The sequence below is a fragment of the Streptomyces sp. NPDC037421 genome, assembly GCF_055602105.1.
This window is the reverse complement of record NZ_JBVJWV010000027.1, coordinates 83748-106787: the sequence shown is the minus strand read 5'-3', so window position 1 is coordinate 106787 and position 23040 is coordinate 83748. Positions and strand designations below refer to the sequence as shown.

The 23040-nt window shown below is 72.8% G+C and carries 16 protein-coding genes; 11 read left to right on the top strand and 5 right to left on the bottom strand.

Annotated elements, in window-relative coordinates; all coding sequences use genetic code 11:
- Positions 1-127: 127 nt before the first annotated feature.
- Entirely contained in the window at positions 128-991 is an 864-nt protein-coding gene (locus ACZ7IF_RS29955; RefSeq protein WP_470977721.1) for a CAP domain-containing protein, read from the bottom strand.
- Between the two features lie 132 nt (positions 992-1123).
- Here ACZ7IF_RS29955 and ACZ7IF_RS29950 point away from each other — a divergent pair, with 132 nt between their 5' ends.
- The 4 genes from ACZ7IF_RS29950 (at position 1124) to ACZ7IF_RS29935 (ending at position 7488) form a co-directional block, all read left to right on the top strand.
- Positions 1124-1405: an acylphosphatase gene (locus ACZ7IF_RS29950; protein ID WP_470977718.1), complete on the top strand. Its 282-nt coding sequence runs from the start codon at positions 1124-1126 to the stop codon at positions 1403-1405.
- A gap of 349 nt (positions 1406-1754) precedes the next feature.
- Positions 1755-1970: a hypothetical protein gene (locus tag ACZ7IF_RS29945; protein ID WP_362457577.1), complete on the top strand. Its 216-nt coding sequence runs from the start codon at positions 1755-1757 to the stop codon at positions 1968-1970.
- Between the two features lie 182 nt (positions 1971-2152).
- On the top strand, positions 2153-5872 hold the full coding sequence (locus tag ACZ7IF_RS29940; RefSeq protein ID WP_470977715.1) for an AAA family ATPase: 3720 nt from the start codon (positions 2153-2155) through the stop codon (positions 5870-5872).
- Positions 5873-6054: 182 nt separating this feature from the next.
- Positions 6055-7488 carry a sugar porter family MFS transporter gene (locus ACZ7IF_RS29935; protein ID WP_470977713.1) on the top strand — a complete coding sequence of 478 codons (1434 nt, stop codon included), beginning with the start codon at positions 6055-6057 and terminating at the stop codon, positions 7486-7488.
- 44 nt (positions 7489-7532) lie between these two features.
- Here the strand turns inward: ACZ7IF_RS29935 and ACZ7IF_RS29930 are convergent, their stop codons facing one another.
- The gene (locus tag ACZ7IF_RS29930; protein ID WP_470977711.1) at positions 7533-8519 is read right to left on the bottom strand and encodes an LLM class flavin-dependent oxidoreductase; all 987 of its coding nucleotides are present in this window, start codon (positions 8517-8519) and stop codon (positions 7533-7535) included.
- A gap of 62 nt (positions 8520-8581) precedes the next feature.
- Positions 8582-10069: a cytosine permease gene (locus tag ACZ7IF_RS29925; protein WP_470977709.1), complete on the bottom strand. Its 1488-nt coding sequence runs from the start codon at positions 10067-10069 to the stop codon at positions 8582-8584.
- A gap of 143 nt (positions 10070-10212) precedes the next feature.
- Here ACZ7IF_RS29925 and ftsY point away from each other — a divergent pair, with 143 nt between their 5' ends.
- A complete protein-coding gene (gene ftsY / locus ACZ7IF_RS29920) occupies positions 10213-11436 on the top strand; it encodes a signal recognition particle-docking protein FtsY (protein WP_470977706.1) in 1224 nt (407 codons plus the stop codon).
- A gap of 87 nt (positions 11437-11523) precedes the next feature.
- Here ftsY and ACZ7IF_RS29915 read toward each other — a convergent pair whose 3' ends face one another.
- Positions 11524-12192, bottom strand: coding sequence for a bifunctional DNA primase/polymerase (locus ACZ7IF_RS29915; protein ID WP_470977703.1), 669 nt, complete (start codon positions 12190-12192; stop codon positions 11524-11526).
- Positions 12193-12600: 408 nt separating this feature from the next.
- On the opposite strand from ACZ7IF_RS29915, the gene nsdA reads away from it, so the two are divergent.
- The 6 genes from nsdA to ftsH all read left to right on the top strand — a co-directional run bounded on the left by nsdA (position 12601) and on the right by ftsH (position 22224).
- Positions 12601-14094, top strand: coding sequence for a transcriptional repressor NsdA (gene nsdA, locus ACZ7IF_RS29910; RefSeq protein WP_470977700.1), 1494 nt, complete (start codon positions 12601-12603; stop codon positions 14092-14094).
- Positions 14095-14356: 262 nt separating this feature from the next.
- Positions 14357-15700: an ammonium transporter gene (locus ACZ7IF_RS29905; RefSeq protein WP_470977697.1), complete on the top strand. Its 1344-nt coding sequence runs from the start codon at positions 14357-14359 to the stop codon at positions 15698-15700.
- Positions 15697-16035 (top strand): P-II family nitrogen regulator, encoded by a 339-nt coding sequence (locus ACZ7IF_RS29900; protein WP_361610247.1) that lies wholly within the window; start codon positions 15697-15699, stop codon positions 16033-16035. Before ACZ7IF_RS29905 ends, ACZ7IF_RS29900 begins: the two co-directional genes overlap by 4 nt.
- A 16-nt stretch (positions 16036-16051) precedes the next feature.
- Positions 16052-18484: a [protein-PII] uridylyltransferase gene (locus ACZ7IF_RS29895; protein ID WP_470977695.1), complete on the top strand. Its 2433-nt coding sequence runs from the start codon at positions 16052-16054 to the stop codon at positions 18482-18484.
- An 89-nt stretch (positions 18485-18573) separates the two neighbouring features.
- The gene (gene ffh, locus ACZ7IF_RS29890; RefSeq protein WP_470977693.1) at positions 18574-20148 is read left to right on the top strand and encodes a signal recognition particle protein; all 1575 of its coding nucleotides are present in this window, start codon (positions 18574-18576) and stop codon (positions 20146-20148) included.
- Between the two features lie 153 nt (positions 20149-20301).
- On the top strand, positions 20302-22224 hold the full coding sequence (gene ftsH / locus ACZ7IF_RS29885) for an ATP-dependent zinc metalloprotease FtsH (RefSeq protein WP_470977690.1): 1923 nt from the start codon (positions 20302-20304) through the stop codon (positions 22222-22224).
- 12 nt (positions 22225-22236) lie between these two features.
- Here the strand turns inward: ftsH and ACZ7IF_RS29880 are convergent, their stop codons facing one another.
- Positions 22237-22917 (bottom strand): methyltransferase type 11, encoded by a 681-nt coding sequence (locus ACZ7IF_RS29880; RefSeq protein ID WP_470977687.1) that lies wholly within the window; start codon positions 22915-22917, stop codon positions 22237-22239.
- Positions 22918-23040 lie beyond the last annotated feature (123 nt).

Here is a 23040-nt window from a genome sequence, read left to right as displayed (position 1 = left end):
CCCCCCCCCCCCCCCCCCCCCCCCCCCCCCCCCCCCCCCCCCCCCCCCCCCACCCACCCCCCCCCCCCCCCCCCCCCCCCCCCCCCCCCCCAGGTCCGCGCGGGTCCGCGTAGGTCCGCCCGGTGCGTCAGAAGCCGAAGTCCTGGGTCCACCAGGGGCCGCCGGAGCCGAAGTGGACGCCGACGCCGAGGGTGCGGAATTCGCAGTTGAGGATGTTCGCCTTGTGGCCCGGGCTGTTCATCCAGGCCTGCATCACGGACTTCGCGTCCCCCTGGCCGCGCGCGATGTTCTCGCCGCCCATGCCGGAGATCCCCGCGTTCTGGGCCCGCTGCCAGGGGGAGTTCCCGTCCGGGTCGGTGTGGTCGAAGAAGCCCCGGACGGCCATGTCCTTGCTGAAGGCGCCGGCCAGCGCCGCGAGCGGCGGGTTCGCCCGTACCGGTACGCACCCGGCCTGGGCGCGCTCCTGGTTCACGAGTGCGAGCACCTCGGCCTCCTCGGCGGACTGCCCGTCGGCGGCCGTCGGGGCAGCGGGCTTGGGGGCCGCGGGCGGCTTGGGGGCGGCCGGCTTGGGGGCGGCCGGCTTCGGGGCGGCGCTCTTCTCCGGAGCCTGCGTGGGGGCCGCCGGCGACGGGGACGCCGAGGGCGACCCGGAGGGGGAGGGGGAGGCCGACGGGGAGGGCGAGGCCGAGGGGGTGCCGGGGGAGGCGCTGGCCTGCGGGGCGGCGGCGGAAGCCCGGCCCGACAGGTTGGCCAGGCCGTTCGGCTGCTCCACCGGCTTGCGGGAGGCCGTGGCGGAGGGCTCGGACCGGGCCTCCGTCTTCTCCCCGGCGCCCGTGCCGACGTACGGGAAGGAGCCGCCGACCGGGACGAAGCCGGTCGTCACGGCCGCCGTACCGAGGGCCACGGCCACGGACGCGCCGAGCAGCCCGGTGCGCACGGCGGTGCGCTTGGCGCCGCGCCGAGGTGCGGCGTGGAGTCGGTGGCGTCCCATGGGTGCCGTGCCTTCCCTTTGCAAGATCAACGTTTGCTCACCCGAAAGGGTGAGTCATTGGTGGGGGACTGTAGCCCATGAGGCAAGGGGGGCGATGGGCTCCGGAACCGTTTGCCCGGTTAGCGTTCATGCATGAACGAAGACGTGCGCATGACCGCCTGGGTGCGCGGCCGTGTACAGGGAGTGGGCTTCCGCTGGTTCACCAGGGCCAATGCCCTGGAGATCGGAGGGATGGCCGGCTTCGCGCTCAACCTCGACGACGGCCGAGTCCAGGTCGTGGCGGAAGGTCAACGTGAGAATTGCCACCGGCTGCTGGACTGGCTCCGCTCCGCCGACACGCCCGGACGGGTGGACGGGGTGACAGAGATCTGGGGCACACCGCGCGGTGGCTACGACGGCTTCGAGATCCGGTGACCAATCGACTGATCATGGACTGATCGGATCCCCGGAACGCCCGTACCTGGTCGGATCTGCGCATTCGCCGCCGACGCGTTGCCGCGGAGGCCGATCCGTGGAAGGCTCGGAGACGAGGTTGATCTCTCCGCCCCTTGCGCGGACCGGGCCGCCCGCCGATACGGGGCGTGATCGTGTTGACCGTCAAACTTTTTGGTGAGACGCTGGAAGCCCCGCGCACCTGAGCTGTTTGGCAGTGGTGGCACTAGTAAGCGCAGTGACTGACTGTCGCTGCCGGACATCCGCGGGTGCGATTCCCTCACGACCCACACCGCTTCGGTCGGTCACTCAGTGTGGAGGACCATCCATCATGGCAAAGGCGCTTCTCGGTTACGTCGGCGGTTCCGACCCGCGACTCCTCGCCGAGATGCGACGGCTTCAGCAGCGCGTCCAGGACCTCGAGTCCGAGCTCGGACGGATCCAGTCCGAGAACGACGCTCTGACGGCGGCCGCCGCTCAGCACGGAGACTCGCTGCTCGACAGCATCGAGATCGACGTACCCCAGGCGGAGCCTGCGCTCACCTGATCCGCGCTCACTCGTCGTTCGACTCCAGCCCCGAATGATCTGCAAGGGACGCCTCGGCGTCCCTTCTTTCTTTCCGCCCGCGCGTTGCGCATTGGGCCAGGTGGGGGGCTGATCCCTTTAACGTCTGATGTGCCCTGCACCTTCATGGGTGAAACCGAACGTGAAAGGTAGAGTCCGGCGGCGTGCACCTCAAGTCCCTGACCCTGCGTGGCTTCAAATCCTTCGCCTCCGCCACCACCTTGCGCTTCGAACCCGGGATCACCTGCGTCGTCGGCCCGAACGGATCGGGCAAGTCCAACGTGGTGGACGCGCTGTCCTGGGTCATGGGGGAACAGGGAGCCAAATCCCTGCGCGGCGGGAAGATGGAGGACGTCATCTTCGCGGGCACCACGGGACGCCCGCCGCTGGGACGGGCCGAGGTCTCCCTCACCATCGACAACTCCGACGGCGCGCTGCCCATCGACTACGCCGAGGTCACCATCACCCGGATCATGTTCCGCGGTGGCAGCAGCGAATACCAGATCAACGGTGACACCTGCCGGCTCCTCGACATCCAGGAGCTGCTCTCCGACTCCGGCATCGGCCGCGAGATGCACGTCATCGTCGGACAGGGGCAGCTCGACTCCGTCCTGCACGCCGACCCGGCGGGCCGCCGCGCCTTCATCGAGGAGGCCGCGGGCGTACTGAAGCACCGCAAGCGCAAGGAGAAGGCGCTGCGCAAACTCGACGCGATGCAGGCCAACCTCGCGCGGGTGCAGGACCTGGCCGATGAACTGCGCCGCCAGCTCAAGCCCCTGGGCCGGCAGGCGGCGGTGGCCCGCCGGGCCGCCGTGATCCAGGCCGACCTGCGCGACGCGAAGCTGCGGCTGCTCGCCGACGACCTGGTGGGGCTGCGGGGCGCGCTGGACGCGGAGATCGCGGACGAGGCCGCGCTCAAGGAGCGCAAGGAGTCCGCGGAACGGGACCTCGCGGACGCGCTGCGCCGGGAGGCCGAGCTGGAGGAATCGGTACGCCGCCTCGCGCCGCGGCTCCAGCGGGCCCAGCAGACCTGGTACGAGCTGTCGCAGCTCGCCGAGCGGGTGCGCGGTACCGCGTCGCTGGCCGAGGCCCGGGTCAAGAGCGCGTCCGCGCCGGCGGAGGAGGAGCGGCGCGGCCGCGACCCCGAGGAGACGGAGCGGGAGGCCGCGCGGATCCGGGAGCAGGAGGCGGAGCTGACGGCCGCGCTGGAGGCGGCCGAGCGGGCCCTGGAGGACACCGCCGCGCACCGGGCCGGGCTGGAGCGGGCCCTCGCGGAGGAGGAGCGGCGGCTGCGGGACGCCGCGCGGGCCATCGCCGACCGGCGTGAGGAGCTGGCCCGGCTGACCGGGCGGCTGGGGGCGGCCCGGTCGCGGGCGGGCGCGGCGCAGGCGGAGATCGAGCGGCTCGTGGCGGCCCGGGACGAGGCCGAGGCCCGGGCGGTGGCGGCCCGGGAGGAGTACGAGGAACTGGCCGGGGAGGTCGGCGGGCTCGAGGACCCTTCGGTGGAGGGGGAGTACGAGGCGGCGAAGGCCGAGCTGACCGGGGCGGAGGCCGCGCTGGGCGCCGCCCGGGAGGCGCTGGGCTCGGCGGAACGGTCCCGCGCGGCGGTGTCGGCGCGGCGGGAGGCGCTCGCGCTGGGGCTGCGGCGCAAGGACGGGACCGGGGAGCTGCTCGCGGTGCGGGAGCGGCTGGCGGGGGTGCTGGGGCCGGCGGCGGAGCGGGTGACGGTGGTGCCGGGGTACGAGGTCGCGGTGGCCGCCGCGCTGGGCTCCGCCGCGGATGCCGTGGCCGTGGCCTCGGCGGGGGCGGCCGCCCTTGCCATCCGGCACCTGCGGGACGCCGATGCGGGGCGGGCCACGTTCCTGATCGCGCCGTTGGCCGCCGCCGCTTCCGCTGTGATTCCGGGGCAGGGCCCCGCGGGCCCGGGCGGTGCCGGGCTGCCCGGGCAGGCCCAGGGCCCGGGAGACTTCCCCCACCCCGCCCCTTCCCACGGTGCCGATCAGCGGCTCCGCCGCGGGTGGGGCTCCGCCCCGGACCCCGCGCCTCAGTCGCCGCCCGGGCCGGAAGTGGCCGTTGCGGCCGCATACCTGGAGGCGGCTTCGCTCGTCCGAGGGGACGAGGAGGTGCGGCGGGCCGTGGGATGGGTGCTGCGGGAGCACGTCGTGGTCGGGAGCCTGGAGGAGGCCGAGGCGGTCGTCGCCGCGCGGCCGGACCTGGTCGCGGTGACCGCCGACGGGGACGTGCTCGGCGCCCGCCTCGCGCACGGCGGCTCGGCCGGCGCGCCCAGCCTGATCGAGGTGCGGGCCGCCGTCGACGAGGCGGCGGCGGAACTGGAGCGGCTGGACGGCGAGTGCCGGGAGCTGGCCGGGGCGAAGGAGGCCGCCCAGGGCCGCCGTGCCGAGGCGGCGGCCCGCGTCGAGGAGCTGGCGGAGCGCCGCCGGGCCGGGGAGCGGGCCCGGGCCGGGGCCGCCCAGCAGCTCGGCCGGCTCGCCGGGCAGGCGAAGGGCGCCCTGGGCGAGGCCGAGCGCAGCGCCCGGGCGGCGGCCACCGCCCAGGAGGCGCTCGAACGCGCGCGGGCCGACGTGGAGGAGTGCGCGGAGCGGCTCGCGGTCGCGGAGGAGATGCCGCTGGCGGAGGAGCCCGACACCTCGGCCCGGGACCGGCTCTCCGCCGACGGGGCGAACGCGCGGCAGACCGAGATGGAGGCCCGCCTCCAGCTGCGTACGCACGAGGAGCGGGTGAAGGGCCTGGCCGGCCGGGCGGACGCGCTCGACCGGGGCGCCCGCGCCGAGCGCGAGGCCCGGGCCCGCGCGGAGCGGCGCCGGCAGCGCCGGCGGTACGAGGCCGAGGTGGGCCGGGCCGTGGCCGACGGGGCCCGGCAGCTGCTGGCGCACCTGGAGGTGTCGATCGGCCGGGCGGAGCTGGAGCGGACGGCCGCCGAGCACGCCAAGGGGCTGCGCGAGCAGGAGCTCGGCGAGGCCCGTGGCCGGGGCCGCGACCTCAAGGGCGAGCTCGACAAGCTGACCGACTCCGTGCACCGGGGCGAGGTGCTCGGCGCCGAGAAGCGGCTGCGGATCGAGCAGCTGGAGGCGCGGGCGCTGGAGGAGCTGGGCATGGAGCCCGCCGCCCTGGTGGCCGAGTACGGGCCGGACCAGCCGGTTCCCCCGTCCCCGCCGGCCGAGGGCGAGGTCCTCCCGGAGGACCCAGAGCACCCCCGCAACCGGCCCGGCCCCTTCGACCGGGCCCGGCAGGAGAAGCGGCTCAAGGCGGCGGAGCGGGCCTACCAGCAGCTCGGCAAGGTCAACCCGCTGGCGCTGGAGGAGTTCGCGGCGCTGGAGGAGCGCCACCAGTTCCTCAGCGAACAGCTGGCGGACCTACGCAAGACCCGTACCGACCTCCTTCAAGTGGTGAAGGAGGTGGACCAGCGGGTCGAGCAGGTCTTCACCGAGGCCTACCGGGACACCGCCCGGGAGTTCGAGGGTGTGTTCGCGCGGCTGTTCCCCGGCGGCGAGGGCCGTCTGGTGCTCACCGACCCGGACGACATGCTGGCCACCGGCGTGGACGTCGAGGCCCGTCCGCCGGGCAAGAAGGTCAAGCGGCTGTCGCTGCTGTCCGGCGGCGAGCGGTCGCTGACGGCCGTGGCGCTGCTCGTGTCCATCTTCAAGGCGAGGCCCAGTCCGTTCTACGTGATGGACGAGGTCGAGGCGGCACTCGACGACACCAACCTCCAGCGGCTGATCCGCATCATGGAGGAGCTCCAGGAGAGCTCGCAGCTGATCGTCATCACGCACCAGAAGCGGACGATGGAGGTCGCGGACGCCCTGTACGGCGTCTCGATGCAGGGCGACGGGGTCTCGAAGGTCATCAGCCAGCGGCTCCGCTGAGGCCTACTGCTTCAAGAAGTGAAATCAAGGCCCCGACTCTGAACTTAATCCGACCTTCACATCACCTATTGACTTCAGGAAATGAACACATAGGCTCTGTGCTGCCTCCCGCCTTCCGGTGGTGCCCGATCTTGACCTGTGCGCCACTGGGAGAACGGACAGAACCCCCCACGGAGCACACCTTGACCAGCAGCACTGCGCAGGCACCGGCGCCCGGCGGCGGACGCGCGTCCCAGCCCGACCACCTCGGGCACGTCATCTTCATCACCGCGGCCGCCGCGATGGGCGGATTCCTCTTCGGCTACGACAGCTCCGTCATCAACGGCGCCGTCGTGGCCATCCGCGACCGCTTCGACATCGGTTCGGCCGCGCTCGCCCAGGTGATCGCCGCCGCGCTGATCGGCTGCGCGCTCGGCGCCGCCACCGCGGGCCGCATCGCCGACCGGATCGGCCGCATCCGCTGCATGCAGATCGCCGCCGTGCTCTTCACGGCGAGCGCCGTCGGCTCGGCCCTCCCGTTCGCGCTCTGGGACCTCGCCGCGTGGCGCGTCATCGGCGGCTTCGGCATCGGCATGGCGTCCGTCATCGGTCCCGCCTACATCGCCGAGGTGTCCCCGCCCGCCTACCGGGGCCGGCTGGCCTCCTTCCAGCAGGCCGCCATCGTCATCGGCATCGCCATCTCGCAGCTGGTCAACTGGGGCATCCTGAACCTCGCCGACGGCGACCAGCGCGGGAAGGTCGGCGGGCTCGAAGCCTGGCAGTGGATGCTCGGCGTGATGGTGGTCCCGGCCGTGCTCTACGGGCTGATGTCCTTCGTCATCCCCGAGTCGCCCCGCTTCCTGATCTCCGCCGGCCGCACCGAGGAGGCCCGCAAGGTGCTGGCCGAGGTCGAGGGGAGCCGGGTCGACCTGGACGGGCGCGTCGCCGAGATCGAGGCGGCCATGCGCTCCGAGCACAAGTCCACCTTCAAGGACCTGCTCGGCGGCCGCTTCGGCCTGATGCCCATCGTCTGGATCGGCATCGGCCTCTCGGTCTTCCAGCAGCTCGTCGGCATCAACGTGATCTTCTACTACAGCTCCTCGCTGTGGCAGTCCGTCGGCATCGACCCGACCAGCTCGTTCCTGTACTCCTTCACCACGTCGATCATCAACATCATCGGCACGGTGATCGCGATGATCTTCGTCGACCGGCTCGGCCGCAAGCCGCTCGCGCTGATCGGCTCGGCGGGCATGGCCGTCTCCCTCGGCCTCTGCGCGTGGGCGTTCTCGTACAAGAGCGACGTCGCCGGCGAGATCTCCATGCCCGAGGCGCAGGGCACGGTCGCGCTGATCGCCGCGCACGCCTTCGTCCTCTTCTTCGCCCTCTCCTGGGGCGTGGTGGTCTGGGTGCTGCTCGGCGAGATGTTCCCCAACCGGATCCGCGCCGCCGCGCTCGGCGTCGCCGCCGCGGCCCAGTGGGTCGCCAACTGGGTCATCACCGTCACGTTCCCGACCCTGTCGGACTGGAACCTGTCCGGCGCGTACGTCATCTACACGGTCTTCGCCGTGCTCTCGATCCCGTTCATCCTCAAGTGGGTGCCGGAGACCAAGGGCAAGGCGTTGGAGGAGATGGGGTAACAACTCCCCGCCACCACCCCTCTCCTCCGCGGTGCTGCCCCGGCTCAGTCCCTGAGCCGGGGCAGCACCTTTTCGCACAGCAGCCGGAGGCTGCGCCGGCCCTCGTCCAGCGGCATCCCGCCGCACAGCGGGTGCAGCACGAGGTTCCCCGCCTCACTGGCTCCGCGCGCGTACGCCACCGCCTCCTCCGGGTCGAGGATCCGGTAGACCCCCTCGGCCCGCAGCTCCTCGACCGTGCGCGCCCCGGACCGCACCGCCGAACGGATGTCCTTGGACTGCCACGAGGCGTACGTGCCGGCCTCGTGCAGGAAGTGCTTCCCGTAGAGCGCCCACGCCCGGTCCGGGTCCTCCGCGACGTGCAGCAGCGGGGTTTCCCGGGCCGGCATCATGCAGAAGCCCTCGGTGCCGTACTCCGCGAGCCGCTCCGCGTAGTACGCCTCCAGCTCCGGCAGGTGCGCGCTCGGGAAGAACGGCAGCCCCAGCCGGGCCGCCCGCCGCGCCGCCGCCTTCGAACTCCCGCCCACCAGCAGCATCGGGTGCGGCCGGGTGAAGGGCACCGGGGTCACCTTCACGGTGCGGCCGCGGAACTCGAAGGGTTCGCCGGTCCAGGCCTTCAGCAGGGTCTCCAGCAGCTCGTCCTGGAGCCTGCCGCGCCGCCCCCACTCCACCCCGTGCTGCTCGTACTCCTCGGGCCGGTAGCCGATGCCCGCCACGGTCACCAGCCGCCCGCCGCCGATGAGGTCCAGTACGGCGATGTCCTCGGCCACCTTCAGCGGGTCGTGCAGCGGACCGATGATCGCCGAGACGGTGACCGCGATCCGCCGGGTGGCGCCGAGGACGGCGCCGGCGAAGGCGAAGGGGGAGGGCAGCCAGTTGTTGTCGGTGCCGTGGTGCTCCTCGGTCTGGATCGTGTCGATCCCGTGCTCGTCGGCGTACCGGGCCATCTCCACCGCCGCCTGGTAGCGGGCGGCCAGCGTCTCGGGGGTGCCGTCGGGGTCGATCAGGTTGAACCGGGCCACGGTGATGGGCATGGGAAGTCCCCCTTCGCCGGATGCGGACGGGCGGGCGAGGGGGGACGTTAGCTGACGCAGCGTCAGTTGGACAGGGCTCCTGCGGCCTCCGGCTCCCGGGCGGACTCCGGGGCCGCCGGTGCGGGGGTGCGCGGGAGTACGGCGTACAGCGCGGCGGAGACCAGGATGCCGGTCACCCAGCCGAGACCGTTCTCGCCGATCCAGGTGGAGGCGAGCGGCCCGCTGAACCAGTCCACCTTGGTGAACAGCAGCCCCGCCACCAGGGCCGCGCCCCAGGCCGTCATCGCCTGCCAGGCGAAACCGCCCCGGTACCAGTAGGCGCCGGCCGGCGTGGTGTCCAGCAGCGCGGCGCCGTCGTAGGCGGGGCGGCGCAGCATGTCCACGCCGAAGACGCCGATCCACGCGGAGAAGGCCACGGCCAGCAGGGTCAGGAAGGAGATGAACGAGCCGAAGAAGCTGGTCGCGACCACCATCAGCAGGAATCCGAAGACCAGGCTGATGACGGCGTTGACGCTGACCGCCCAGGCGCGCGGCACCTTGATGCCCAGGGTCTGCGCGGTGAAGCCGGCCGAGTACATCGACATCGAGTTGATCAGCAGCATCCCGATCAGGGCGATCAGCAGGTAGGGCACCGCGATCCAGGTCGGCAGCAGCTCGCCGATGAAGGAGACCGGGTCCTGCGCGCTCGCCAGGTCCGGCGTGCCGACCGCCATCACCGCGCCCATCAGCACCATCGGCAGGACCACCACGCCCGCGCCGCCGATCGTCGCGCCGACCATCCCCTTGGCGGAGGCGGTGCGCGGCAGGTAGCGGGTGAAGTCCGGCCCGGACGGCACCCAGCTGATGCCGCCGGCCGCGATGGTGCCGATGCCCGCGACCATCATCGCCGTGGAGCCGGCCGGCTTGGCGAACACGGCCGACCAGTCGGTGGTGAAGAGCAGGTAGCCGAGGACGAGCACGCTGAAGCCGCCGAAGAGGTACGTCGACCACTTCGAGCAGACGCGCAGCGCGTTGATGCCCAGCCCCGAGACCACGAAGGTGCAGCCCACGAAGAAGAGCAGGGTGACGACGATGAGCGCGGTGTTGCTCTTCACGCCGAAGAGCAGGTCCAGGACGGTCAGCACGGCGTAGGCGCCGCTGACCGCGTTGATGGTCTCCCAGCCCCAGCGCGCCACCCAGATCAGGGCGCCGGGGAAGAGGTTGCCGCGCTGGCCGAAGACGGCCCGCGAGAGCGCCATGCCCGGTGCGCCGCCGCGCTTGCCCGCGATGGAGATCAGGCCGACGATCCCGTACGAGACGACGGGCGCGGCGAGCGCGACGACCAGCACCTGCCAGATGTTGAGCTTGTTGAAGATCACCAGCCCCGCGCCCATGGTGAGCAGCAGCACGCTGATGTTCGCGGCGACCCAGGTCGGGACCAGTTCGCGGACCCGGCCGGTGCGCTCGGCGTCCGGTACGGGCTCCAGCCCGCGGGTCTCGGCGGCGGTCTTGCCGGTGGCCTGGGCTGCGGTCTCGGCCGGTATTGCGCCGGTGGCGGGCTCGGCGGGCATGCGGTTGCTCCGTGGGGCGTGCGAGGACGGGAAGTCGTCCATCATCGTAGATTTGCGCTGAATTGCACAAATAGGGGCTTAGGGCCCGGTACGGGCGCCGAGGTCCGGGCTCCGGGGCCGCCGTGGCGGATACTGGGAGGGTTATGGAAATCCTCATCCTTGCCGTAGTCATCGCCCTGGTCGCGGTCGGCGCGATCAGCGGGCTCGTGGTCAGCAGCCGCAAGAAGAAGCAGCTGCCCCCCACGGCGCCGCCGAGCACGCCGACCATCACTGCCCCGCCCGCCGAACCGCAGGTGGGGGAGGACTCCGCACCGACGGTCGAAGAGCCGCGCCGGACCATCGAGGAGGTCGTGCTCCCCGAGGCGGAGGCCGCGGCCCCCGAGGCCGTCGAAGCGCCCGTCGCCGAGCCGGAGGCCCCGGCCGCGCCCGAGATCGAGGTGCCCGAGCCCACCGCCGGCCGCCTGGTCCGGCTCCGCGCGCGGCTCGCCCGTTCGCAGAACTCGCTCGGCAAGGGGCTGCTCACGCTGCTCTCGCGCGAGCACCTCGACGAGGACACCTGGGAGGAGATCGAGGAGACCCTCCTCATCGCCGACGTCGGTGTCGCGCCGACCCAGGAACTGGTGGAGCGCCTCCGCGAGCGGGTCAAGGTGCTCGGCACCCGCACCCCCGCCGAGCTGCGCACCCTGCTGAAGGAGGAGCTGCTGACCCTGGTCGGCACCGACTTCGACCGCGCCGTGAAGACCGAGAGCGGCACCGACACCCCGGGCGTCGTGATGGTCGTCGGCGTCAACGGCACCGGCAAGACCACCACCACCGGCAAGCTCGCCCGGGTGCTCGTCGCCGACGGCCGCAGCGTGGTGCTCGGCGCAGCCGACACCTTCCGCGCCGCCGCCGCCGACCAGCTCCAGACCTGGGGCGAGCGCGTGGGCGCCCGTACCGTCCGCGGCCCCGAGGGCGGCGACCCGGCCTCCATCGCCTACGACGCGGTCAAGGAGGGCATCGCCGAGGGCGCCGACGTGGTGCTCATCGACACCGCCGGCCGGCTGCACACCAAGACCGGCCTCATGGACGAGCTCGGCAAGGTCAAGCGCGTCGTGGAGAAGCACGGCCCGCTGGACGAGGTGCTGCTGGTCCTGGACGCCACCACCGGCCAGAACGGCCTGACCCAGGCGCGCGTCTTCGCCGAGGTCGTGGACATCACCGGCATCGTGCTCACCAAGCTCGACGGCACCGCCAAGGGCGGCATCGTCGTCGCCGTCCAGCGCGAGCTGGGCGTCCCGGTCAAGCTCGTCGGCCTCGGCGAGGGCCCGGACGACCTGGCCCCCTTCGAGCCGGAGGCGTTCGTGGACGCCCTCATCGGCGACTGAGCCACCGGGACCTCACCGAAGGATCTACGCAGACCAGTGCCCCCGTGTCCGTCCAGGACCCGGGGGCACTGCCGTGGGCGGGGGCCGTCAGCGGCGGAAGCGGTGACAGGTGTAGGCCAGGGTGCCGAGCAGCAGCCGGGCCTGCGGGGGGCCGCCCGCACTGTCCAGCGCGGGCCCGCGCAGCCAGGAGGCCGGGCCCAGGCCCGCGTGGTCGCAGGGCGGGGCGGTCAGGAAGGCGCCGCGGCCCAGGGCGCGCAGGTCCAGATCGGCGTCGTCCCAGCCCATCCGGTACAGCAGCTCCGGCAGCTCGGCGGCGGCCCCCGGGGCGACGAAGAACTGCGCCCGGCCGTCCGGGGTGGCCGTCACGGGCCCCAGCGGCAGGCCCATCCGCTCCAGCCGGACCAGGGCGCGCCGCCCGGCCTCGGCGGAGACCTCGATGACGTCGAAGGAGCGGCCGACCGGGAGCAGGACCGCCGCGCCCGGGTACTCGCCCCAGATCTCGGAGACCTCGTCCAGGGTGGCGCCTCCCGGGACGGTCGGAGCGAAGTCCAGCGGGTGCGCCCCCGGCGCACCGCAGTTCGTATGACCGCAGGAGCAGTCGCGGCCCGGACCCGCGGCACGGGCCCCGGGGACCGCGTCCCAGCCCCAGAGCCCGGTGTACTCCGCCACCGTCGTGCACTCCGAGGTCCGTCCGCGGCGCCGGACGCCGGAACGGAACTCCTTGGTGCTGCGGCTGCCGCCGATCGTGAAGCCCATGCCCATGCCCCCTCCAACGGGTCGGACGCGCCGGTGGTTACGACGTCGGCGAGACCTGTCGGAGGCCGGTCGGAGCTCGCCGTCCACCGGAGCCGCCCGGCGCACTCCTCGCCGCGCGCGCCCCGAGCGCACTCCCGTCCAACCACTGCCGTTTCGCCTTGGTGTCAAGTGAATCGCGCCTGGCCGGTGGCGAGTTCATTCGAAGGGGTGGCGAATGGTGGCGTTTCTGGAATCGACCTCGCCGACGGGGTGATCGTAGGATTACTTTCGGTGCACGAACCCGGACGGCGGACCCCAACCGTGGGTATGCCGGAGGCAATCGGTGGAGGACCTGTGAAGGTCCCAGGCGGAGTCGGCCGCCCCGGCCAGGGTTCCGTGTGAAGAGGCGATGCGGATGGGGGCGTTCCAGTGAGCGGCAACGGCGCAAGCGGAACGAGCGGCGACTCCGCTGTCCGGAACGAACAGCTGACCTCGTGGTTCGTCCGCAGCGGCTGGTCCAAGGGCGAACTCGCCCGCCAGGTCAACCGCCGCGCGCGCCAGATGGGCGCCCACCACATCAGCACCGACACCTCCCGCGTGCGCCGCTGGCTCGACGGCGAACAGCCCCGCGAACCCGTCCCGCGCATCCTCTCGGAGCTCTTCTCCGAACGCTTCGGCTCCGTCGTCGCCATCGAACAGCTCGGCCTGCGCACCGCCCACCAGACCCCCTCCGTCTCCGGCGTCGACCTGCCCTGGGCGGGCCCGCAGACCGTTGAACTGCTCAGCGAGTTCTCCCGCAGCGACCTGATGCTCGCCCGCCGGGGCTTCCTCGGGACCTCGCTCGCCCTCTCCGCCGGCCCCGCCCTCATCGAGCCCATGCAGCGCTGGCTCGTCCCGTCCCCGGCCGCCGACCTTGGACCGCGCCCCGAGACCGGGCCGTCGGGCGCGCTCGGCGGACACCGGCCGCCCCGGCTGTCCGAGCCGGAGCTCGACCTCCTCGAAGCCACCACCGTGATGTTCCGCCAGTGGGACGCCCAGTGCGGCGGCGGCCTGCGCCGCAAGGCCGTCGTCGGCCAGCTCCACGAGGTCACCGACCTGCTCCAGGAGAGCCACCCGGCCCCGGTCATGAAGCGGCTGTTCAAGGTCGCCGCCGAACTCGCCGAACTCGCCGGCTGGATGAGCTACGACATCGGCCTGCACCCCACCGCGCAGAAGTACTTCGTCCTCGCGCTGCACGCCGCGAAGGAGGCCGGTGACAAGCCGCTGGGCTCGTACATCCTGTCCGGCATGAGCCGCCAGATGATCCACCTGGGCCGCCCCGAGGACGCCCTGGAGCTCATCCACCTCGCCCAGTACGGCAGCCGCGACTGCGCCGGACCGCGCACCCAGGCCATGCTGTACGCGATGGAGGCCCGGGCCTACGCCAACATGGGCCAGCCCAGCCGCTGCAAGCGGGCCGTGCGGATGGCCGAGGACACCTTCTGCGACGTCGGCTTCGACTCCGAGCCCGAGCCCGACTGGATCCGCTTCTTCTCCGAGGCCGAGCTCAACGGCGAGAACTCGCACTCCTACCGCGACCTGGCCTACGTCGCCGGGCGCAGCCCCACCTACGCCTCCCTCGCCGAACCGGTGATGGAACGGGCCGTGGAACTCTTCGCCAAGGACGAGGAACACCAGCGCTCGTACGCCCTGAACCTCATCGGCATGGCCACCGTCCACCTGCTCCAGCGCGAGCCGGAACAGGCCACCGTCCTCGTGGACCAGGCCCTCGACGTGGCGAGAAAGGTACGGTCCGAACGGGTGAACACCCGGCTCCGCAAGACCGTCGACACCGCCGCCCGTGAATACGGGGACGTGGCCGAGGTGGTCCGGCTGACCGACCTCCTCGCCTCCCGGCTGCCCGAGGCCGCCGAGGCCGTCTGAGCCGCCCCGCGGCCCGGTCGCGCGCCTGACGTGCGCCCGACCCCGGCCTGACCCTCACATGACCCGGACCGGACCCGTACCTCACCGGTTCATGGAGGCGTAACACGCACGACCTCTTCGTCATCGGCGCGAAACACCCAGCGGCGCCGCCGGAAACCGTCCTGCGCGAATCTCAGGGCCAATAACCGGCCAGACCTTACGCCGCCGCTCAGGTTTCCCACGATCGCCCGCACGCGAACGTACCGACGACGAGGAGACGCCGATGGCATCAGCCATCACGACCCTCGCAGCAGACGCCCCGACCCTGTCTGCCGCGAACACCGGGTTCATGCTCATCTGCTCCGCCCTGGTCATGCTGATGACCCCGGGACTCGCCTTCTTCTACGGAGGCATGGTCCGCGTCAAGAGCAGCCTCAACATGCTGATGATGAGCTTCATCAGCCTCGGGATCGTCACGATCCTCTGGGTCCTCTACGGCTTCAGCCTCGCCTTCGGCACCGACTCGGGCTCGCTGATCGGCTGGAACTCCGACTACGTCGGCCTCAGCGGCATCGGCCTCACCGAGCTGTGGGACGGCTACACCATCCCCGTCTACGTCTTCGCCGTCTTCCAGCTGATGTTCGCCGTCATCACCCCCGCCCTGATCAGCGGCGCCCTCGCCGACCGCGTCAAGTTCAGCGCCTGGGTGCTCTTCACCGCCCTGTGGGTCACCGTCGTCTACTTCCCCGTCGCCCACTGGGTGTGGGGCGCCGGCGGCTGGCTCTTCGAGCTCGGCGTCATCGACTTCGCCGGCGGCACCGCCGTCCACATCAACGCGGGCGCCGCCGCCCTCGGCGTCATCCTGGTGATCGGCAAGCGCGTCGGCTTCAAGAAGGACCCGATGCGCCCGCACAGCCTTCCCCTGGTCATGCTCGGCGCGGGCCTGCTGTGGTTCGGCTGGTTCGGCTTCAACGCCGGCTCCTGGCTCGGCAACGACGACGGCATCGGCGCCGTCATGTTCGTCAACACCCAGGTCGCCACCGCCGCCGCCATGCTCGCCTGGCTCGGCTACGAGAAGCTGCGCCACGGCTCCTTCACCACCCTCGGAGCCGCCTCCGGCGCCGTCGCCGGCCTCGTCGCCATCACCCCCGCCGGCGGCTCCGTCAGCCCGCTCGGCGCGATCGCCGTCGGTGCCATCGCCGGTGTGCTGTGCGCCATGGCCGTCGGCCTGAAGTACAAGTTCGGCTACGACGACTCCCTCGACGTGGTCGGCGTCCACCTGGTCGGCGGCATCGCCGGCTCCCTGCTCGTCGGCTTCTTCGCCACCGGCGGCGTCCAGTCCGAGGCCAAGGGCCTCTTCTACGGCGGCGGCCTGGAACAGCTCGGCAAGCAGGCCGTGGGTGTCTTCGCCGTCCTCGCCTACTCCCTCGTCGTATCCGCGATCATGGCCTTCCTCCTCGACAAGACCATCGGCATGCGGGTCGCGGAGGACGTGGAGGTGTCCGGCATCGACCAGGTCGAGCACGCCGAGACCGCCTACGACTTCAGCGGCGCCGGCGGCGGGATCTCCGCACGGACCACCACCGCACCCGCCCCCGCCGCCGCGAGCAAGAAGGTCGACGCATGAAGCTGATCACCGCCATCGTCAAGCCCTACAAGCTGGACGAGATCAAGGAAGCCCTCCACGCCTTCGGGGTCCAGGGCCTCACCGTCTCCGAGGCCAGCGGATACGGACGCCAGCGCGGCCACACCGAGGTCTACCGCGGCGCCGAGTACACCGTGGACCTCGTACCGAAGATCCGCATCGAGGTGCTCGTCGAGGACGAGGAGGCCGAAGAGCTCATCTCCGTCATCGTCAGCGCCGCCCGGACCGAGAAGATCGGCGACGGCAAGGTGTGGAGCGTCCCCGTGGACTCGGTCGTCCGGGTCCGCACCGGCGAGCGCGGCGCCGACGCGCTCTAGAAGACGGGAGCCCCGGGTGACGAGCGTCGAACAGACCACGCAGGACGACCCGGCCGGCTCCGGACCCGGCGGCTACGCCGAGGCCCGGCTGCGACTCCTCCAGGAGGAGTCGCGGTCCGGGCCTTCCCGGCGTTCCGCCCTGTCCGGGCTGACCGACCAATGGCTGAACGCACAGTTCGCGCGGGCGGCGCGGGAGACCGGCGTACGGGGCGCCGCCCTCGTCGCCGTCGGCGGCTACGGCCGCGCCGACCTCTCCCCGCGCAGCGACCTCGACCTGCTGCTGCTCCACGACGGCAAGGCCCGGCCCGCCGACCTGAAGGCGCTCGCCGACCGCCTCTGGTACCCCGTGTGGGACCTCGGCCTGGCCCTGGACCACTCCGTGCGCACCCCCGCCGAGGCCCGCAAGACCGCCGCCGAGGACCTCAAGGCCCACCTCGGACTGCTCGACGCGCGGCTCGTCTCCGGCGACGCCGGACTGCTCGCCGGGCTGCGCACCTCGGTGCTCGCCGACTGGCGAAACCAGGCCGCGAAACGCCTCCCGGAGCTGCACGCCCTGTGCCGGGAGCGGGCCGAGCGGGCCGGGGAGCTGCGCTTCCTGCTGGAACCCGACCTCAAGGAGGCTCGCGGCGGGCTCCGCGACGCCACCGTCCTGCGGGCCGTCGCCGCGTCCTGGCTCGCCGACGCCCCGCGCGAGGGGCTCGCCGAGGCCCGGCGGCGGCTGCTGGACGCGCGCGACGCGCTGCACCTGGTCACCGGCCGGGCCACCGACCGGCTCTCCCTCCAGGAGCAGCCCCAGGTCGCCGCCCGGCTGGGGCTGCTCGACGCCGACGCGCTGCTGCGCGAGGTGTACGAGGCCGCGCGGGTGGTCGCGTACGCCGGCGACGTCACCTGGCGGGAGGTCGGGCGGGTGCTGCGCGCCCGGGCCGCCCGGCCGAGGCTGCGCGGACTGCTCGGGACCCGGGGCACGGCCGCCCCCGAGCGGGCGCCGCTGGCCGAGGGGGTGGTGGAGTCCGACGGGGAGGCGGTGCTCGCGCTCGCCGCCCGGCCCGACCGGGACCCCGTACTGCCCCTGCGCTTCGGCGCCGCCGCCGCGCAGGCGGGCCTGCCCGTCTCGCTGCACGCCGTACGCCGCCTCGCCGCGCAGGCCCGGCCGCTGCCCGTGCCGTGGCCGGCGGAGGCACGGGAGCAGCTGCTGACCCTGCTGGGCGCGGGCGAGCCGATGGTGGGGGTGTGGGAGGCGCTGGAGGCCGAGGGCCTGATCAGCAGGCTGCTGCCCGACTGGGAGCGGGTGCGCTGCCGCCCCCAGCACAACCCGGTGCACACCTGGACGGTGGACCGGCACCTGATCGAGACGGCCGTACGGGCCTCGGCGCTGACCCGCCGGGTGGGCCGCCCCGACCTGCTGCTGATGGCCGCCCTGCTGCACGACATCGGCAAGGGCTGGCCCGGCGACCACTCCGTCGTCGGCGAGACCATCGCCCGCGACATGGCCGCGCGGGTGGGCTTCGACGCCGAGGACACCGCCGTGCTGGGCACGCTCGTACGCCATCACCTGCTGCTCGTGGACACCGCCACCCGCCGGGACCTCGACGACCCGGCGACCGTACGGGCCGTCGCGGACGCCGTCGGCTCCCCCTCCACCCTGGAGATCCTGCACGCCCTGACCGAGGCCGACGCCCTGGCGACCGGCCCGGCCGCCTGGAGCACCTGGCGGGGCTCCCTGGTCGCCGACCTGGTGGCCCGGGCCGCCGCGGTGCTCCGCGGCACCCCGCCCGCCGCCACCGAGCCGGAGATCCCGACCACCGAACAGGAACGCCTGTCGGTCGAGGCGCTGCGCACGGGCGAGCCGGTGCTCGCGCTGCACGCGCGCCAGGAGGAGGACGACGCCGTCGGGGTGGAGCTGGTCGTCGCCGTCCCGGACCAGCCCGGGGTGCTCCCGGCCGTGTCCGGGGTGCTGGCCCTGCACCGGCTGACCGTACGGGCCGCCGACCTGCGCTTCCTGGAGCTGGCGGAGCTGCCGGGCGAGGTGCTGGTGCTGCGCTGGCGGGTGGCGGCGGAGTACGGGGCCCTGCCGCAGGCCGCCCGGCTGCGCACCGATCTGGTGCGGGCGCTGGACGGCACCCTGGACGTCCCGGCGAAGCTGGCCGGCCGCGAGGCGGCGTACCCGCGGCGGCGGGGCGTGGTCCCGCCGCCGCCCCGGGTCACCGTGGTCCCGGAGGTCTCCTCCCTGGCCACCGTCCTGGAGGTGCGGGCCCCCGACGCGGTGGGGCTGCTGCACCGGATCGGGCGCGCCCTGGAGTCTGCGGGCGTCCGCGTCCGCAGCGCGCACGTGTCCACGCTGGGCGCGAACGCGGTGGACACGGTCTACGTGGTGGACCCGGACGGCAAACCCCTGCCGCCCGAGGCCGCCGCCGCTCTGGCCACCCGGATCCAGTCGGCCCTTTCGTAGCTCTCCCCGGCCCCGCCCACGGGGGGTGGCGGGGCCGGATACCCTGGGGGACGACCGTCACGCCCCCGACCCGAGGAATCGCGACCACCGTGTTCGATACGCTTTCCGACCGCCTCAGCGCGACCTTCAAGTCCCTCCGGGGCAAAGGCCGCCTCTCCGAGCAGGACATCGACGCTGCGGCGCGGGAAATCCGTATCGCCCTCCTCGAGGCCGACGTCGCCCTCCCCGTCGTCCGCTCCTTCATCGCGAACGTCAAGGAAAGGGCCCGCGGCGAGGAGGTCAGCAAGGCGCTGAACCCCGGCCAGCAGGTCCTGAAGATCGTCAACGACGAGCTGGTCTCCATCCTCGGCGGCGAGACCCGGCGGCTGCGTTTCGCGAAGACCGCGCCCACCGTGATCATGCTGGCCGGTCTCCAGGGTGCCGGTAAGACCACCCTCGCCGGAAAGCTCGGCTTCTGGCTGAAGGGGCAGGGCCACGCCCCGCTCCTCGTCGCCTGCGACCTCCAGCGCCCCAACGCCGTCAACCAGCTCAGCGTCGTCGCCGACCGCGCCGGCGTCGCGGTCTACGCGCCCCAGCCCGGCAACGGCGTCGGCGACCCGGTCCAGGTGGCCAAGGACTCCGTCGAGTACGCCCGGACCAAGCAGCACGACATCGTCATCGTCGACACCGCCGGCCGCCTCGGCATCGACCAGGAGCTGATGCAGCAGGCCGCGGACATCCGCGACGCCGTCAGCCCCGACGAGATCCTCTTCGTCGTCGACGCCATGATCGGCCAGGACGCGGTCAACACCGCCGAGGCCTTCCGCGACGGCGTCGGCTTCGACGGCGTGGTGCTGTCCAAGCTCGACGGCGACGCCCGCGGTGGTGCCGCGCTCTCCATCGCGCACGTCACCGGCAAGCAGATCATGTTCGCCTCGAACGGCGAGAAGCTCGACGACTTCGACGCCTTCCACCCCGACCGCATGGCGGGCCGGATCCTCGACATGGGTGACATGCTCACCCTCATCGAGCAGGCCGAGAAGACCTTCAGCCAGGCCGAGGCCGAGAAGATGGCGGCCAAGCTGGCGAAGGGGCCGAAGGAGTTCACGCTCGACGACTTCCTGGCCCAGATGGAGCAGGTCCGCAAGATGGGCTCCATCTCCAAGCTCCTCGGCATGCTGCCGGGCATGGGCCAGATCAAGGACCAGATCAACAACATCGACGAGCGCGACGTGGACCGCACCGCCGCGATCATCAAGTCGATGACCCCGGCCGAGCGCCAGGACCCGCACATCATCAACGGCTCGCGCCGCGCCCGTATCGCCAAGGGTTCCGGTGTCGAGGTCAGCGCCGTGAAGTCGCTCGTGGAGCGCTTCTTCGAGGCCCGCAAGATGATGTCCCGCATGGCCCAGGGCGGTGGCATGCCCGGCATGCCCGGCATCCCGGGCATGGGCGGCGGCCCCGGCCGGCAGAAGAAGCAGATCAAGCAGGCCAAGGGCAAGCGCAAGAGCGGCAACCCGATGAAGCGCAAGGAAGAGGAGGCCGCGGCCGCGGCCCGCCGCGAGCAGGGCGCGCAGCCCGGAGCTCCGGCCGCGGGCGGCAACCCGTTCGGGCTCCCCGCCGGCGGCGGCCAGCCGGGTCAGGACTTCGACCTGCCGGACGAGTTCAAGAAGTTCATGAAGTAGCAGGTCGGAAAGCGGATGTGGAAGGGCCCCGGGCGCGTCATGCGGCCGGGGCCCTTCCGCGTCTGCGGCGGCAGTGGGCCGATTTGTCGCTTATGGTCGGCCGGGAGGACGGCATGACGGCATGACGGCATGACGGCATAAGGAGGCGCCCACGTGCCCAGCCCCACCCCCGTACCGCCGCGCGACCGGGCCGACACCCCCTGGCGCTCGGAGGGCGCCCCGCCCGCCCCGCCCGCCAAACGGAAGCTGCCCGGCGGGGGCTGGCGCGGACTGGTCCTCGCCGCCCTGATCGTCTTCCTGCTCACCAACCTCGTGCTGTCCTTCTTCAACGAGGGCGACGAGCCGACGATCTCCTACACGGAGTTCAGCAAGCAGGTCGCCGACGGAAACGTCTCCAAGATCTACTCCAAGGGCGACGCCATCCAGGGCCAGCTCAAGAGCAAGCAGCCCGTCCCCGGCGGCAAGGGCGACTACACCAAGTTCGTCACCCAGCGCCCCGCCTTCGCCGACGACCAGCTGTGGTCCAGCCTTGCCGCCAAGGGCGTGACCGTCACCGCCTCCCCGGTGGTCGAACAGCGCAGCTTCCTGGCCAACCTGCTGATCTCCCTCGCCCCGATGCTGCTCCTCGTCGGCCTGTGGCTGCTCATCGCCCGCCGGATGGGCTCGGCCATGGGCGGGATGGGGGCCCTCGGCCGCAAGGGTCCGCCCAAACCCGTGGAACTGGAGGCGGGCGCCCCGCGCACCACCTTCGACGACGTCGCCGGCATCGACGAGGTCGAGGGCGAGCTCAACGACGTCGTCGACTTCCTCAAGAACCCCCAGCAGTACCGCGACATGGGCGCCCGGATGCCCGGCGGCGTCCTCCTCGCCGGTCCGCCCGGCACCGGCAAGACCCTCCTCGCGCGGGCCGTCGCGGGCGAGGCCGGGGTGCCGTTCTTCTCCGCGTCCGCCTCCGAGTTCATCGAGATGATCGTCGGCGTCGGCGCCTCCAGGGTCAGGGAGCTCTTCGCCGAGGCGCGCAAGGTGGCCCCCGCGATCGTGTTCATCGACGAGATCGACACCATCGGCAGGGTGCGCGGCGGCGGCGCGGCCATGGGCGGCCACGACGAGCGCGAGCAGACCCTCAACCAGATCCTCACCGAGATGGACGGCTTCTCCGGCTCCGAGGGCGTCGTCGTCCTCGCCGCCACCAACCGGGCGGACGTCCTCGACCCCGCCCTGACCCGCCCCGGCCGCTTCGACCGCACGGTCGTGGTCGCCCCGCCCGACCGGGACGGCCGCGAGGCCATCCTGCGCATCCACACCCGCGACATCCCGCTCGCCGCCGGCGTCGACCTCGCCCAGGTGGCCCGTACCACCCCCGGCATGACCGGGGCCGAACTCGCCAACCTGGCCAACGAGGCCGCGCTGCTCGCCGTCAAGCGCAAGCAGCGCCAGGTCACCCAGGCGGACCTCTCCGACGCCCTGGAGAAGGTCCAGCTCGGCGCGGAACGCCCCCTGGTGATGCCGCTGGAGGAGCGCCGCCGCACCGCCTACCACGAGAGCGGCCACGCCCTGCTGGGCATGCTCCAGCCGGGCGCCGACCCCGTACGCAAGATCACCATCGTGCCCCGCGGCCGGGCGCTCGGCGTCACCCTCTCCACCCCCGACGCGGACCGGTACGCGTACACGGAGCAGTACCTCCGGGGCCGCATCATCGGCGCGCTCGGCGGCATGGCGGCCGAGCAGACCGTCTACGACGTGATCACCACCGGCGCCGAGAACGACCTCGAACAGGTCACCAACATCGTCCGCGGGATGGTCGCCCGCTGGGGCATGAGCGAGCGCGTCGGCAAGCTCACCGCCGTCCCCTCCGACGGGCAGGGCCCGTACGGCCTAGCCGCCGCCCCCACCACGCTCGACACGGTGGACCACGAGATGCGGCGGATCGTGGACGAGTGCTACGAGGAGGCCTGCCGCCTGCTGCGCGAGCACCGGCCGAAGCTCGACGCCCTCGCCGAGGCCCTCCTGGAGGCCGAGACCCTGGACGAGCAGGCGGCGTACGCGGCGGCCGGCATCCCCCGGCTCGCCAAATAGCCCGCCCTCCCGTTACGCCACCCGGGCGACGACGTACCGGAAGATGTTCGGCAGCCAGACGGCTCCGTCGGCCCGCTCGTACGGGTGAAGGGCCTCCGACAGCTCCTTCTCCGCCTGGGCGGGGTCCGCCGCACCGCCGTACAGCCCCGTCGACAGCAGGCCCCGTACCGCGCTGTCCACGTCCGCGTACCCGAACGGGCAGAACACCCGCCCCGACCCGTCGGGCACCAGCCCCGCCCGCGCCGCCAGCGCGTCCAGGTCCAGGGCCGCCGGGCCGCCGCCCAGCACCGTCGGCACCGTGCAGCGCTCCGGCGGACCCCAGCCGGCCAGCACCACCGCCCCGCCCCGCCGGACCGCCGGCAGGGCCGCCGCCAGGGCGCCCGGGGAGGGCGCGAAGGCGAGCAGCACGTCGTAGGGCCGCGCGGCGGGCACCGGGGGAGCCGCCACCACCTCCAGCAGCCGTTCCCGGGCCAGCGCCCGGCGGGCCGGATCCGCCTCCACGCCGGTGGCGGCGGCACCCCGCCCGCCGGCCAGCAGCAGGGCCAGCCCGGCCCCGCAGTCGAGGCCCAGCAGCCGGTCACCCGGCCCGATCTCCAGCCGGTCGTAGACCGCTTCGTACAGCGGTACCAGCATCCGTTCCTGGATCTCCGCCCAGTCCCGGGCGACGAGCGTCGCCGTCGGCGTCGGTGTCATCGAAAGAGCGCTCCTGATTCCGTGTCGCCCCCTTGCCCCCGTTGCCAGGGAACTCCCCATTCGCCCCCGCGTCCAGAGGAGCGCGCCACCCGATTCACGCTCGACCCGCCCGGCGCCGTACCA

Coding starts and splice junctions, on each gene's coding strand:
- ACZ7IF_RS29955 (WP_470977721.1), bottom strand. CDS start 991: ATGGGACGCCACCGACTCCACGCCGCACCTCGGCGCGGCGCCAAGCGC.
- ACZ7IF_RS29950 (WP_470977718.1), top strand. CDS start 1,124: ATGAACGAAGACGTGCGCATGACCGCCTGGGTGCGCGGCCGTGTACAG.
- ACZ7IF_RS29945 (WP_362457577.1), top strand. CDS start 1,755: ATGGCAAAGGCGCTTCTCGGTTACGTCGGCGGTTCCGACCCGCGACTC.
- ACZ7IF_RS29930 (WP_470977711.1), bottom strand. CDS start 8,519: ATGCCCATCACCGTGGCCCGGTTCAACCTGATCGACCCCGACGGCACC.
- ACZ7IF_RS29925 (WP_470977709.1), bottom strand. CDS start 10,069: ATGCCCGCCGAGCCCGCCACCGGCGCAATACCGGCCGAGACCGCAGCC.
- ftsY (WP_470977706.1), top strand. CDS start 10,213: ATGGAAATCCTCATCCTTGCCGTAGTCATCGCCCTGGTCGCGGTCGGC.
- ACZ7IF_RS29915 (WP_470977703.1), bottom strand. CDS start 12,192: ATGGGCTTCACGATCGGCGGCAGCCGCAGCACCAAGGAGTTCCGTTCC.
- ACZ7IF_RS29905 (WP_470977697.1), top strand. CDS start 14,357: ATGGCATCAGCCATCACGACCCTCGCAGCAGACGCCCCGACCCTGTCT.
- ACZ7IF_RS29900 (WP_361610247.1), top strand. CDS start 15,697: ATGAAGCTGATCACCGCCATCGTCAAGCCCTACAAGCTGGACGAGATC.
- ACZ7IF_RS29880 (WP_470977687.1), bottom strand. CDS start 22,917: ATGACACCGACGCCGACGGCGACGCTCGTCGCCCGGGACTGGGCGGAG.